The sequence below is a fragment of the Microbulbifer bruguierae genome (assembly GCF_029869925.1).
GTDB classification, from domain to species: domain Bacteria; phylum Pseudomonadota; class Gammaproteobacteria; order Pseudomonadales; family Cellvibrionaceae; genus Microbulbifer; species Microbulbifer bruguierae.
On record NZ_CP118605.1, the window covers coordinates 4,135,529 to 4,150,124 of the forward strand.

10 protein-coding genes are annotated in these 14,596 nt (G+C 54.8%); 9 read left to right on the top strand and 1 reads right to left on the bottom strand.

What is annotated here, in order from left to right:
- Positions 1 to 34: 34 nt before the first annotated feature.
- Positions 35 to 1,081 (bottom strand): LacI family DNA-binding transcriptional regulator, encoded by a 1,047-nt coding sequence (locus PVT68_RS16890; RefSeq protein ID WP_280320148.1) that lies wholly within the window; start codon positions 1,079 to 1,081, stop codon positions 35 to 37.
- Positions 1,082 to 1,943: 862 nt separating this feature from the next.
- On the opposite strand from PVT68_RS16890, the gene edd reads away from it, so the two are divergent.
- The 9 genes from edd to PVT68_RS16935 all read left to right on the top strand — a co-directional run bounded on the left by edd (position 1,944) and on the right by PVT68_RS16935 (position 14,519).
- Positions 1,944 to 3,776 (top strand): phosphogluconate dehydratase, encoded by a 1,833-nt coding sequence (gene edd / locus PVT68_RS16895; RefSeq protein ID WP_280320150.1) that lies wholly within the window; start codon positions 1,944 to 1,946, stop codon positions 3,774 to 3,776.
- 62 nt (positions 3,777 to 3,838) lie between these two features.
- Positions 3,839 to 5,296 (top strand): glucose-6-phosphate dehydrogenase, encoded by a 1,458-nt coding sequence (gene zwf / locus PVT68_RS16900; RefSeq protein ID WP_280320152.1) that lies wholly within the window; start codon positions 3,839 to 3,841, stop codon positions 5,294 to 5,296.
- Positions 5,297 to 5,356: 60 nt separating this feature from the next.
- Entirely contained in the window at positions 5,357 to 6,067 is a 711-nt protein-coding gene (gene pgl / locus PVT68_RS16905; RefSeq protein ID WP_280320154.1) for a 6-phosphogluconolactonase, read from the top strand.
- A 59-nt stretch (positions 6,068 to 6,126) separates the two neighbouring features.
- Positions 6,127 to 6,756, top strand: a complete 630-nt coding sequence (locus PVT68_RS16910) for a bifunctional 4-hydroxy-2-oxoglutarate aldolase/2-dehydro-3-deoxy-phosphogluconate aldolase (RefSeq protein WP_280320156.1) — start codon at positions 6,127 to 6,129, stop codon at positions 6,754 to 6,756.
- A gap of 108 nt (positions 6,757 to 6,864) precedes the next feature.
- Positions 6,865 to 7,878, top strand: coding sequence for a type I glyceraldehyde-3-phosphate dehydrogenase (gene gap, locus PVT68_RS16915; protein WP_280320158.1), 1,014 nt, complete (start codon positions 6,865 to 6,867; stop codon positions 7,876 to 7,878).
- 158 nt (positions 7,879 to 8,036) lie between these two features.
- Positions 8,037 to 9,473, top strand: a complete 1,437-nt coding sequence (pyk, locus tag PVT68_RS16920) for a pyruvate kinase (protein WP_280320160.1) — start codon at positions 8,037 to 8,039, stop codon at positions 9,471 to 9,473.
- Positions 9,474 to 9,879: 406 nt separating this feature from the next.
- Complete coding sequence (locus PVT68_RS16925) at positions 9,880 to 12,480, top strand: TonB-dependent receptor (RefSeq protein ID WP_280320162.1); 2,601 nt, start codon at positions 9,880 to 9,882, stop codon at positions 12,478 to 12,480.
- 127 nt (positions 12,481 to 12,607) lie between these two features.
- Positions 12,608 to 13,621, top strand: coding sequence for a cupin-like domain-containing protein (locus PVT68_RS16930; RefSeq protein WP_280320164.1), 1,014 nt, complete (start codon positions 12,608 to 12,610; stop codon positions 13,619 to 13,621).
- 181 nt (positions 13,622 to 13,802) lie between these two features.
- Positions 13,803 to 14,519, top strand: coding sequence for a SapC family protein (locus tag PVT68_RS16935; RefSeq protein WP_280320166.1), 717 nt, complete (start codon positions 13,803 to 13,805; stop codon positions 14,517 to 14,519).
- Positions 14,520 to 14,596 lie beyond the last annotated feature (77 nt).

Genomic DNA, 14,596 nt, shown 5'->3' on the forward strand with positions numbered 1-14,596 from the left:
TGTCTGTAGAAAACGTCGGAACGATTTGATCGTCTCAGGCCGGCGAGTGGCCGGTGGAGTCGCGCACCAGCAGTTCGGGTACGAACTTCTTGGTAATGCCAGCATCCTTATTGGCGGAGGCGGACTCTGCTGCGCCTTTGCTGCGGGCCTTGTTCAGCACCAGTGCGGCAGCGCACCTCGCAATTTCGTTGTTCGGCTGGTGGGCCGTGGTCAGCTTGGGCCAGGTCTGGCGGGAGAAGGGGCTGTCCTCGAAGCCGACGATGGAAAGTTGCTTCGGAATTTCAATATGCATCAGGCGCGCGGCAAACAGCGCACCGGCCGCCATTTCGTCGTTGCTGGCGAAGATTGCCGTTGGAGGGTTTTCCATTGCCAGAAGCCGTTTGGCGCCTTCGACACCGGAATCGAATGAGTATTCCCCCGGAATAATCAGCGCGGGGTCGATGCTGATCCCTGCCTGTTGCAGGGCGTCCTTGTAGCCATCAAGACGTCCGTGGGTGGACACGTGTTCTTCGCCACCGCACAGAAAACCGATCCGCTTGTGACCATGCTCGATCAGATGCCTGGTGATGTCGTAGGCCGCGGCGTTGTCATCCACCTGGATGCAGTTGTCTTCATCCCCCGCAGCGGCACCGCTGGACACAATGCGCACGTAGTCGAGACCGAGTCTTTTTACTTCGTCGATGACTGACTGGGTTTCCGAGAAGGGCGGGGTCAGTACCACGCCGGCGACCTTGGAGTGCTCAACGAGTGCACGCAGTTCATCGTTGACGGTATCGGACTTGGCGTTGCTGGGGTGAATCAGCAGTTCATATCCCCGCGCCTTGCAGGTCTCGAGGATGCCGTTTTGCATGTCGATCACATAGTAGGCGTTGGGGTTGTCGTAGATCAGGGCAATGGTGTAGCTGCGACTGCCGGCCAGGTTGCGGGCGGCAAGGTTGGGCTGGTAGTGGAGTTCGGCCACCGCGTCCATGACTTTCTTGCGGGTTGTGGGGCGCACGGAGGGTTCGCTGTTGATAACCCGTGAAACGGTCTTGATCGACACCCCGGCTCTGGCGGCCACGTCATTGATGGTGCTCTTCATGGTCGGCGTTATTCCTTGTTTTACCCAGCCCGGCAGTTTACCCGGTTAACGGCTGGGCGACGATGGCTTGATGGTCATTGGGGGGACAGGAGGGCGCGTTGCGGCGACTCGCGGCGTACTTAATACCTGTATCAGGAAAGTTTGAGCTGTACGAAGCGCTTCGCTCTATGTGAAAGGACACCTGACCAACAGGTTTTTGTAAATTTATTACGGGTCTTGCGATTGGCACTAAAAATTCGGATTTGACCGATTGGTCTGCTAAATATTCGTCAAATACTGCGGAAAGTCGGCGATTTCTACGCGCTGAGCACATCTGTTGGTGGGCCACTGGACGCGTGAGACGGGGGTAATTTAGCGGAAAGGTATGCGCGGACAGCGTAACGGCGCTTGAAAGAGTTTGTAGTTTTACTACATAATATCCGCCTGATTGGCTGCGGGGCATATGGATCGCCGAAGTGGTCAGTCGCGGCGTTGACGGTATCGGTTAAATCGATACCCGAAAACCGCCAGCAGGCGCTGTGTGTCCACGGGATGGACGATGTCACAGCGTATTTTGTTTCCATCGGATGGAACCCAGCTCACGGATGCGCTGGTCGGCCAGGATGCCGAACCGCCCTTTATAAGTGCCACTGTCTCGCGCAAAACCATTACATCAGCGGGACCAGGGCTCAGGGGTGGAAAGCCCGGTAACACAATACTCTTGAAGGAGTTGGACCCCGGGTAACAGAAGTACTGTTTGAATACGATCGCCGGGTCAAAGCCGGCGCGGTTACGTTGCGGTCGTCATCAGGGGTTGAAGATGGCGGACTCTGCCGGAGAACAGAGCGCGACGAGCTGATAAAAAAACGAAAGAGTTAGACAAATGGCAAACAAATCAGTGGTAAACAGCCAGGTGCAGGCGGTAACAGACAGGATTGTCCGCCGCAGTGAAGAGACCAGGGCCAGCTATCTGGCTCAGGTCGAGCGCGCACAGGGTAAAGGGCGTGCGCGACACAAGCTTTCCTGCGGGAATCTCGCCCACGCGATGGCGGCATCCAGTGCCCAGGACAAGAATCTCATCGCCTCCGGTCAGGGTCCAAATCTGGCCATCATCAATTCCTACAATGACATGCTGTCGGCCCACCAGCCTTACGGTACCTACCCGGAAATACTCAAAGCAGAAGCCCTGCGTAACGGCGCCACCGCCCAGGTCGCCGGCGGCGTGCCCGCCATGTGCGACGGTGTGACCCAAGGGCAGCCGGGAATGGAGCTATCACTGTTTTCCCGCGATGTCATCGCCATGGCCACCGCCATCTCCCTGTCTCACGATATGTTCGACGGCGGTATGTATCTCGGTATCTGCGACAAGATTGTGCCCGGCCTGGTGATGGGTGCGCTGTCGTTTGGCCACCTGCCGGCACTGTTTATCCCTGCGGGCCCCATGCCCACCGGTCTCGCCAATGCGGAAAAAGTCCGTGTGCGTCAGCTGTATGCCGAGGGCAAGGTGGGCCGCAAAGAATTGCTGGAGGCCGAGAGTGCCTCCTACCACAGCGCGGGTACCTGCACCTTCTATGGCACTGCCAACAGCAACCAGATGCTGGTGGAAATCATGGGGCTGCAGTTGCCGGGCAGTTCGTTCGTAAACCCGGGCACCGAACTGCGCAACGCGCTGAATACTGCTGCAGTAAAGCAACTGGTGCATATCACTGAGCCGAGCAATTACACACCCATTGCCAAAATTCTCACCGAGAAAGCTTTCGTAAACGGTATTGTGGGACTGCACGCAACCGGCGGTTCCACCAATCACACCATGCACCTGATTGCCATGGCGCGCGCTGCGGGCATCCAGATTACCTGGCAGGACATGGCCGAATTGTCCGAAGTGGTGCCGCTGCTGTGCCACGTATATCCGAACGGTACGGCAGACATCAACCACTTCGCGGCGGCGGGTGGTATGCAGTACCTGATCCGCGAATTACTGGGTGCCGGTCTATTGCACAACGACGTAAGTACCGTGCTGGGCGATTCCGGTATGGAGCCCTACACCTATGATCCGTTCCTGAATGACGACAAGGACGGCCTGGTTTGGCGCCCCACGGCGGAGGAGTCCGGCAACCCGGATGTCATCCGCCCCGCCAGTGATCCCTTTTCAAAACACGGCGGCCTGCAGCTGCTGAAGGGCAATATCGGCAACAGTGTGATCAAGGTGTCGGCGCTGAAAACCCCGCAACTGAAAGTGACTGCCCCCGCCGTGGTGTTCAATAGCCAGGATGCCATGCTGGATGCATTCAAGGCTGGCGAGCTGGAGAAAGATTTTGTGGCAGTGGTGCGATTCCAGGGCCCCCAGGCTAACGGTATGCCGGAGCTGCATAAGCTGACGCCGTCGCTCGGGGTTTTGCAGGACCGCGGATTCAAGGTGGCCCTGGTGACCGACGGCCGCATGTCCGGTGCTTCTGGCAAGGTGCCGGCGGCAATCCACCTGTCTCCGGAAGCGCTGGAAGGTGGTGTGATCGCCAGGATTCAGGACGGCGATATTGTTGAGCTGGATGCGGAAGCCGGCGTTCTCAAAGTACATGTAAGTGATGAAGAACTGGCGGCGCGACCGTCAGCGGAATGCGACCTGTCCGGTAATGCCACAGGCATGGGCCGCGACCTGTTCACCAATATGCGCAAACTTGCGAGTGGTGCAGAAACGGGCGCTAGCATTCTTTTTTAACTGAATTCTGCGCGGTCCCTGACCAATGTGGAGTCCGCGCTACTGTTTGAGAGCAGACACAAATGGCTAACTCATTTGACATGGTACTTTTTGGTGGTGGCGGCGACCTGTCACTGCGCAAACTGATTCCGGCCCTGTACCGCGCCTACATCGAGGGCGGTCTTGCCGAAGGAACGCGAATCCTGCCGGTTTGTCGTCGACAGGAAGACGCCGACGCTTACCTCAAAACCGCCCAGCAGGCTCTGAAAACTCACCTGCGCGACGGTGAGTACAGCGATAAAAACTGGAAGGGTTTCAGCGTCCTGTTGCGAGCAGTAGCGCTGGATATCTCCAAACCGGATGAACAGTGGGACCTGCTGGTTGACGTGCTCGGCAATGATCCGGAACGCACCCGACTGTTTTATCTGGCGATTCCTCCCGCGGTGTTTGGCCCCTGCTGCGAAAACCTGTCCCTGAAAGGTCTGATCCACGAAAGCTCTCGTGTGGTGGTAGAAAAGCCGCTGGGCTATAACGCCCGCACTTCCGATGAAATCAACAGCAAGATTGCGGAGTATTTCCCGGAAGAGAGCATTTTCCGTATTGACCACTACCTGGGTAAAGAAACGGTCCAGAACCTGCTGGCGCTGCGTTTCAGTAATGTTCTATTCGAGCATCTGTGGGATGCCAAGACCATTGATCATATCCAGATCAGCATTTCCGAAACCGTAGGCCTCGAAGGTCGCGCGGGTTTTTACGACGATACTGGCGCAATGCGCGATATGGTGCAAAACCATCTTTTGCAATTGCTGTGCCTGATCGCGATGGAATCGCCCAACAGCATGTCTGCGCGCAATATCCGCTCGGAAAAAATCAAGGTGCTGGAGGCCCTGCGCCCGCTGACCGGTAGTAATGTCGACAAGAATATCGTGCGCGGCCAGTACGTCGCCGGTGGTCTCGGCAAGGAACTGGTGCCCGGTTATCTGGAAGAGCTGAAAGCACCGAACAGCACAACGGAAACCTTTGTCGCCATTCGCGCGCATATCGATAACTGGCGCTGGACCGGTGTGCCTTTCTACCTGCGTACCGGCAAGCGTATGGAAAAGCGCTGCGCGGAAATTGTAATCCAATACAAAAAGGTTTCGCACAGTGTTTACCAGCCAGAGGCCGGCAAGGTGCTGCCTAATCGCCTGGTGATTCGACTGCAGCCGGAAGAGAGCATCAAGCTGGTGTTGATGGCGAAGAAAATGGACAGTCTCACCATGGAATTGCAGCCGGTGGAATTGAACCTGACGTTGTCCGACACCTACGACAGCTTCAAGAGCGATGCTTACAAACGTCTGATGCTGGATGCCGCAGACAATAACTCAGCACTGTTTATCCACCGGGATGAAGTTGCGGCAGCCTGGGCCTGGGTCGATCCGATCATCGACCACTGGCGGGATACCAACAACTTGCCGCAACTGTACCGCTCCGGTACCTGGGGGCCGCAGGCTTCCAACCAGCTGCTGGCGGAAAACGGTCACCACTGGTTTAACCCCTGATCCAGAATCAGTGGCAGGCGGATTCAACTAACTACTTGGTTTCAAGAGCGGTCTCAGGACATGGTCGAAGAAAAATTTTTTGCTGACAGGGAAAGACTCACACTGGCGCTGGCCAATGAATGCGCCGCAGCCTTGCACGCAGGTATCAAAACCAAAGGACAGGCAACCTTTCTGGTCAGTGGTGGCAGCTCTCCGGAGCCTGTATACCGCGAGCTTTCCCGACGCCCGCTGCCCTGGGAGCTGGTCAACGTGGCACTGGTGGATGAGCGTTGGGTTGACAGGGATGAAGCCGGCAGCAACCTGGCATTTATTGGCAATAGTCTGCTGCAAAACGAAGCTGCCAAGGCGCCGTGTCTGGGGATGAAAAATTCGGCTGCATCGCCTGCAGCGGGTGAGGCAGAGTGCGAGCGCGCCTATCAGGAGTTGCCGCAGCCCTATGACGTTTGTGTGCTCGGCATGGGTAACGACGGCCACACCGCTTCCTTTTTTCCCTACGCGGAAGGTCTGGATGAGGCGCTAGAACCCAAGTCGGAAAAGCTGTGCAAAGCCATCACTGCAAAACAGAGCGCAGTTACAGGTGTGCACACTGAGCGTATGACGCTCACGCTCGCCGCCATTTTGCAGGCGAAGGAAATCAAGCTGCTGATTACCGGCGAGGAAAAGCTCAAAGTGTATCGCCAGGCACTACTGGGTGATGACGAGCGAGAAATGCCGGTGCGCAGTATTCTCAAGCAGGGATTGAAACCAGTCACTGTTTACTGGGCCCCATAGTCGGATCTTCGCGAGATCCATATAAAATTTTGGTTTTGATCGAATCTTAGGAAATAAAGATGCAACAGAATCTTGTACCTGTATTGGAGCAAGCCGGCGTAGTTCCGGTACTGGTTATCGATAACGTCAGCGAAGCGCTGCCACTGGCGGAAGCGCTGGTAGAAGGCGGTCTGAACGTGCTGGAAGTCACTCTGCGTACCGAAGCCGCACTGGCCGCGGTAGAAGAAATTGCCAAGCATCTGCCAGATGCCCACGTAGGCACCGGTACTGTACTGAATGGCGACGATGTGCGTCGCTCTGTGGATGCCGGTGCTACCTTTATGGTCAGCCCGGGTGTCACCGAATCCCTGCTGGATGCGGTTGATGGTGTCACCATTCCTTTGTTGCCCGGCGCGTCCAACCCGTCTGAAGTAATGCGCCTGCTCGAGCGCGGCTACCGCTACCAGAAGTTTTTCCCGGCGGAAGCTGCCGGCGGTATCCCCATGCTGAAATCTATCGGCGGTCCTCTGGCACAGGTGAAGTTCTGCCCTACCGGTGGTATCAGCCCGAAAAATGCCAGGGATTATCTGAGCCTGTCCAATGTGATCTGCGTTGGCGGTTCCTGGATGGCAGCGCCGAACCTGGTGGCTGAGAAGAATTGGGCCGAGATCACTCGCCTGGCGAAAGAAGCTTCTCTGCTGAAGGGCTGATGCCCGACTGAACAAATTCAAGTAGTAGGAACCTTGGAGCGTTGGGGGGGTATGCCCGGCGCTGCAATAATAATTTCATAATCTATAAGACACAGAGGGTGTAGCGATATGAAACTCAGAATTGCTATCAACGGATATGGACGTATCGGCCGCAACGTAACCCGCGCGATTTACGAGTCCGGCTACAATGATCAAATTCAGCTGGTTGCCATCAACGACCTGGCTCCGGTGGAAGCCAATGCCCACCTCACCCGTTTTGATACAGTACACGGTCGCTTCAACACGGAAGTAAAGGTGGAGGGTGAAAACCTGGTGATCGGTGGTGATACCGTCAAGGTTTGCCAGGAGCGCAACCCGGCCAATCTGCCCTGGGGTGAGCTCAACGTTGATCTGGTGCTGGAATGTACCGGCCTGTTCACTGACAAGGCCGCGGCCTCTGCACATATGGAAGCCGGCGCTAAAGCGGTACTGATTTCCGCGCCCTCGAAAGATGCCGACCTGACCGTAGTTTACGGCGTGAACGACGACAAACTCACCGCCGAGCACAAGGTGGTTTCCAACGCATCCTGTACCACCAACTGCCTGGCACCGGTGGCCAAGGTCCTGAACGAAGCGATCGGCATCGAGCGCGGCTTTATGACCACCGTTCACGCCTATACCAATGACCAGAATACCCAGGACGCCGTGCACAAGGATATCTATCGTGCGCGTGCCGCTGCCGATAACATGATTCCCACCAAAACCGGCGCTGCCGCAGCCGTTGGTCTGGTGCTGCCAGAACTGCAGGGCAAGCTCGACGGTATGGCGGTACGGGTCCCGGTAAACAACGTTTCCCTGGTGGATTGCCAGTTTATCGCCAGCCGTGAAACCACCGCCGACGAAATCAATGCAATCCTGCGTGATGCTTCCGGCACCATCAAGGGCGGTGTGCTGTCATTCTGCGAGCAGCCGCTGGTATCGGTGGATTTCAACCACACCACCGCGTCCAGTCACTTCGATGCCAATCACACCCGTGTAAACGGCAACCTGGTGAAAGTGATGGCATGGTATGACAACGAGTGGGGCTTCTCTCACCGTATGCTCGACACCAGCCTGGCCATGGCGAAGGCGCTGGAACTGTAAGTACAGGTGCCGGATAACCCCCGTGTTATCCACCCGGAGTGGGTGCAATACCCGCTCCGGGAGCTTCTGTTAAGCGTTCCGCTGGAGCAGTCAGCGACGACTGTAAAAATACTTTCCGTCTTATTTCCAATCTAAAAATACGATTACCGCCAACTATTATGATTCGCCATACAAAAATTGTTGCCACGCTCGGTCCGGGTACTGACAAGCCGCGCGTTATTGACGAGATTATCCGTGCCGGCGTCAACGTCGTGCGCCTGAATTTTTCCCACGGCAGTGCCGATGACCACCGCAAGCGTGTAGAAGAAGTGCGCCGCGCTTCCGCCGAACAAAACAGGCTGGTGGCAATCCTCGGCGACTTGCAGGGGCCCAAAATCCGTATTGCCCGCTTTGCGCAAGGCAGCATTTTCCTGGAGAACAATGCTGAATTCACTCTGGACGCGGATTGTCCGAAAGAGGGGGGCAACCAGCAGCGCGTGGGGGTTGATTACCCGTCCCTGATTGCCGACTGTAAACCGGGTAACATCCTTCTGCTGGACGATGGCAAGATTCGTCTGGAAGTGACCGGTGGCACCAGCAGCAAACTTTTCTGCCGCGTACTACAGGGAGGTAAACTCTCGAACAACAAAGGCATCAACCTGTTGGGAGGAGGACTTTCAGCGCCGGCGTTGACGGAGAAAGACTACCAAGACATCAAGCTCGCGGCCGAACTGGATGTGGATTTCCTGGCGGTAAGCTTTCCGCGCAGCGGCGAAGATCTGGAGATTGCACGCAAGGCGATGCGCGAAGCCGGCAGTAATGCGGCCATCGTAGCCAAGGTCGAGCGCGCCGAGGCGGTCGGTGACGATGCGCAGATGGATGAGATTATCCTTGCCTCCGATGTCATCATGGTTGCCCGCGGTGACCTGGGTGTGGAAATTGGTGATGCGGCACTGGTGGGAGTGCAGAAAAAGCTGATCAACCGCGCTAACGCCCTGAATCGTGGAGTGATCACTGCGACGCAGATGATGGAGTCCATGATCACCAGCCCGACACCGACCCGCGCGGAAGTGATGGACGTGGCCAACGCTGTACTGGATGGTACCGACGCGGTAATGCTTTCCGCGGAAACTGCTGCCGGCGACTTTCCGATTGCTGCAGTAGAGTCCATGGCGGACGTTGTGGTAGGTGCCGAACGCTATCTTGGTTCCACCAGTCGTCCGGCGACAACCCGCTCCGGTTCCGAGAGCATCGACACGGTTATCGCGCAGGCGGCCATTGAGTCCGCAGCACGGGTTGAAAACCTGTGTGCGGTAGCAGCGCTGACCGAATCCGGCCGTACTCCGCGCCTCATGTCCCGCGCCACCACCCACCTGCCGATTTACGCGCTTACCCGTCATCCGCAGGTGGCCCGCCAATTGGTATTGTTGCGCGGGGTAGAGCCGATCGAATTTGATCCGGCCTCAGTGCCGCTGGGTCACCTGACCGATGCCATTATCGAAGTTCTCGGGTCCCGTATCGATCTGCAAAAAGGGCAGCGTATCCTGATTACCCAGGGCGAACGCCTGAATATGGGTGGCGGCACCAGCTCCATGCGTATTAAAGAGATCGAATAATCTTCCCGCTGTAGTGACCAGCACTCCCGGATAATTCCCCGGGGGTGCTGAATCTTCTTTTCTGTTTCCTTTTTCCTGTTCCGGCACGGTGGTATCTGCAGCGTCTCAACGCACGAGCTACCTGGACCTCGGTAGGGTGTTCAAATTTCGATCGGGTCGGTTATAAAACATCACGCTGTCTTACTTTTGTTGTCATGAATGACAGGCATAGATGCTTGAAAATTGTGAAATCCCCGGACATTTTCTCCCTTGGGCAGTAGCTTTTTATTTTCGTTGTGTGTATTGTCGACTGCGAGAATGACAGCGCTATCATAAAAACGAATGACAGCGCTATCATTTGGCGGTACAAGGTGAACAAAAAATTTCTAACCAAACCTTATATCTATAAAAAAGGAAGGGGAAATCGATGCTTAAGCGCAACAAACTCGCTCTCTCAATCAGTGCGGCTGTACTTGGTGGTAGCCTGGTGGCTCCGCTGGCAGTTGCTCAGGATGCTGTGGAAGAGGTTACCGTTACCGGTATTCGTGCCTCTCTGCAGGATGCTCAGTCTGTAAAACGTAATGCTGTTTCTATCGTTGATGCTATTTCTGCAGAAGACGTTGGTAAGTTCCCGGATAAAAACGTGGCCGAATCACTGTCTCGCCTGACCGGTGTTGGCGTTACCCGTGACTGGGGACAGGGTGAGAAGGTAACCATTCGCGGTGCCGGAGCGGACTACAACCGCACCACCCTTAACGGGCAAACCGTTGCCAGCGCAGACTGGTTTATTCTGGACAATCCTGCTCGTAGCTTTAACTACACCCTGCTGCCTTCCACTCTGATCAAAACCCTGGAAGTGCACAAAAGTCCCACTGCTTCCCAAGATGAAGGTTCTCTTGGTGGTACCGTAGTTCTGCGTACCCACCGCCCTCTGGACCTCGATGCAAACGAAGCGTCTGTTGCGGTTGAAAACACCTACACTGAAGCTTCCGAAAGTAACGATCCTACCGTCTCCGGTCAGTACTCGTGGAAAAATGCCGACGAAACTATTGGTGTACTGGTAGCTGCGAGCTACCTGAAGCGTGACCAGCAACGTAACGGTTTTGAGGTGCTGGGCTGGAGTGAAATAGATGGAACGGTTTACCCGACATTGATGGGTACTCCTATCTTCCAGCAGTCACGCGAACGTGATACCTATTTTGTATCTGCCCAATTCCGTCCGACCGACGAAATGACGTTCACTCTTGACGCGATGGACTCTACCGTTGATGCGGACAACATGAATGCCAACTGGATGATTCGCACAAATGATGCGGCTGCTCAGATCGGTTCGGCTACCATCACCGGTGACACTGCGACCGCGATGAGCGGAAATGACGTTGCCATCGTTGACTTCATTAACCGTCAATCCAGCACTCAAACCCAGTCCTTTACCTTGACTGGTGAGTATGAAACCGACGCATTTAGCGTGACCGGTGTCGTTGGGCAAACCAAGGCGGAAGGTGGTACCTACCGTGAAACTTCCTGGGAATACATTGCTGCTTCCAGCTACTCCTATGATCTGATTGATCAGTCCATGAATATGGGTGTTTCCCCTGTCGAGGATGCAGATCTCTTTGCTCTCGACTGGATCTGGGGCGGCAGCAAGCCGACTACCGACGAAGAAACCTATCTGCAGTTGGACCTGGATATTCCAGTAGAGATGGGTGCTTTCACCGCGATCAAGACTGGACTGAAATACCGTGAAGCTGAGCGAACGCAAGGGCGCACCGCATACTCCTGGCACGCCCCCACTCGCGATGTGGACTATGGTGTAGGCTGGAATAACTACCTCGGTTACATCATGGATCAGTGTCCGACACTGGCTTCATGTGGCCTGAACGGCGCTACCGTAGGTCTTGATTCCCCCATTTCTGCAAGCTTCAATCAGGTAATTGAGCACAATCGCGACTTTATGGAAGGCGTCGCCTTTAACGGACTGAATGGCTTCGAAAACGATTATTCTGAGAGCCTTCTGTTGCCAGAAATCTGGGGAGTGTCTGAAGATATCACCGCATTCTATGTGCAGGGTGATTTCGAGTCCGGCAGTCTGCGCGGTAACGTCGGCATGCGCTACGTGACTACTGACCAGGCGTCGTCTGGCTATTCATACGACGGTTCAGAGTCCGGATTGATCACCATCAATGGCAGCGCATTTGATACTCCGAGTGCGATGTGGGTTACCAGTAAGAATGACTACAGTGAGTTCCTTCCGAGCCTGAACCTGGCATTTGACCTGAATGACGAGATGGTAATGCGTGCATCTGCTGCGCGCGTGATGGCTCGCCAGAACTGGGACCGCCTCTCTGGTTACAGCACTTTCGGTTCACTGAATATTGCTGACCCGAAAGGTACCGCAGGCAACCCGAATCTGAAGCCGACGATCGCCAATCAGTTGGACTTCGGATATGAATGGTATTACGGTGAGGCATCTGCTTTCGCGGCCACCGTGTTCTTCAAGGATATCGATAGCTACATCGCTCAGGATACCTATACTGAAGCCCGTTATTATGAAAATGATGACACCTGGGTGGATGTAGATTTCGCAGTGCCGGTAAATGGTGAAGGTGGTAATGTCACTGGTATCGAGCTTGCGATTGATCACGCGTTTGACAATGGTTTTGGTGTGTCCGCTAACTACACCTACACCGACGTGTCTAACGTGGAAGGCGCAGTTGGCATTTCTGAAAACATGGCAAACCTGCAGGGTTACTATGAAAACGGATTGGTGTCCGCTCGCATGATGTACAACTACCGCGATGACTACTTTGAAGGCCTGAACAACTTCAACTCTCCTGTATACACCAAAGCGTTTGGTCAGCTGGATGCCAGCATTGCGTTCAATGTAACCGACAATGCGCAAATCACGCTGGAAGCAGTGAACCTGAACGACGAAGCCGTCGAGCAATACTCTGGTGAAGAGTACCGTTTGACTTCTTTGTATGAAAACGGTCGCCGCTTTGTTGTTGGAGCTCGCTACAAGTTCTAAGTGGCTCGACTAATCAGATTGAACTGATTGGTTAGTAAAACCTCGCAATGCCTGGCGTTGCGAGGTTTTTTTATGTTTACTTGAACGTTTTATCATGTGCTAACAGCGACAGAATGTTGGTGGGGTTATGCAATCTATAGAAATCGTAGATCGATTTCAGCGGGATTTTTTTGAGTCGGAAGTGGTGCCTGCGTACCGCCCTGTAATTTTCAAAGATGCTGTCTCTCACTGGCCTTTGGTGCAGCAGGCTCGCAAGTCCTCAGTGGACCTGATGGCGTTTTTGGAGGCGCGGGCGACACCCGGGAAAATCTGGACTATAGAAGCTCCACGAGATTCCGGCGGGCGATTTTTTTATTCCGCAGATGGATGTGGCTTTAATTTTGAGCGCAAGATCACCACGTTCCAGCACTTCTCGCAGCGGCTGAAAAACTGGGTTGACGATCAGCATGCACCTGCGCTTTCGATGCAGAGTGCTTTTGTGGATGAACATTTCTACGATGTTCGGGAAAGTCACAGTATTCCTGTTTTTTCATCTGATATTCGGCCGCGAATCTGGATTGGTAACCGCAGTGTCGTGGCAACCCATTATGACCACTCTGAAAATATCGCGTGCGTGGCGGCGGGAAGGCGACGTTTTACCCTGTTTCCACCACACCAGATAAGCAATTTGTATCTGGGACCTCTGGATAAGACCATCGGCGGTTCGCCGGTGAGTATGGTTTCCCTGTTGTCCCCGGACTTTGATCGCTACCCCCGCTTTGAGGAGGCGCTAAAGCATGCCTTGGTCGCGGAGCTTGAGCCGGGGGATGTTATTTATATCCCCACGCTTTGGTTTCACCACGTTGAGGCATTGGAGGGGATCAATATACTGGTTAACTTCTGGCGAAGCAGTGGTGGTGCTGCGTCGGGACCGCGCCCGGCAGATGCGTTACTTCTCGCGCTGCTGACGATCCAGGATCAACCTCCGTCCATCAAGGCGGCCTGGAAGAGCTTTTTTGATTATTACGTCTTCGATACATTTGGCGACCCGAGTGCCCATCTACCCGAAGAGCTCAAGGGGATGTTGGGTGGTATGGATCCGGATATGGCAATGAAGCTTAGGCGCTGGTTGGTTCGACAGTTGTCGGAAGCTGGTGAGTAACGCGCGGGATGTGTGAAGCGGTAGAATAAAGCTCCGGTGGCTTCAGCGGGTTAGCGCTGCTGTAGCCCATGAATTTGTGGAATCTTATTGCCCAGTGGTGTAACGTTCTGCTTCCCTTTTCAAGTATGAAAAATATACTAAGCGGGTTTTTTAGAATAACTTCAAATCAATAAGGTGTTGTATGGCCACTGTAGAAGCCCCGAAAATCGTCCCTCTGCGCAGTGACGTTCACGGCAAGTTGAAGGTTCGTGAATTGGGGACCTTTGAGCACGTAAAAAATGCACACATGGTGCCGGTGACTGCTCACGAATTCGCCCGTCTGGGTGCTGAATACCCAATTGTTTTCGTCAAGAACTCAGAAACCGATCAGTTTCAGTCTGTTGCTCTGTTGAGCTTGAAAGTAGGCGAAAACCTGTTCGTCGATGGCGAAAAATGGAACGGCGTTTTTGTTCCTGGCGCCGTTCGCAACCATCCTTTCGTTCTGGCCCCCGCGGGCGAGAACAAGGACCGCCTGATGGTTGGCCTGATCGAGAATAGCCCGGTAGTCGGCGAAGAAGAGGGTAACCCTCTGTTTACCGAAGCCGGTGAAGAATCTGAATACCTGAAGGCCAAGAAAGAATCTCTGGTCGGCTACCTGGAAAGTGACCAGATGACCAAGGCGTTTATCACCATCCTGGCCGAGAAAGATCTGCTGACCACGCAAAATGTTGCCGTCAATGCCGGTGGTGAGAAGATCAATCTGACCGGTATCTATATGGTGGATGAGAAGAAGCTGGGCGAGCTGAGCGAAGAAGATTTTGCGGATTTCCGCAAGCGTGGCTTCCTGCCGCCGCTGTACGCGCAGCTGGGTTCCATGCACCAGTTCTCCCGTCTGGCGAAAATGGCCGCTGGCGTCTGATTCTTGCCTGACCGGCAATTTCAAGCCGGTGCTCTCGGGGCCTTGTTTTAGGGGCCCCGTTAGTCCCCCCTCTTAAC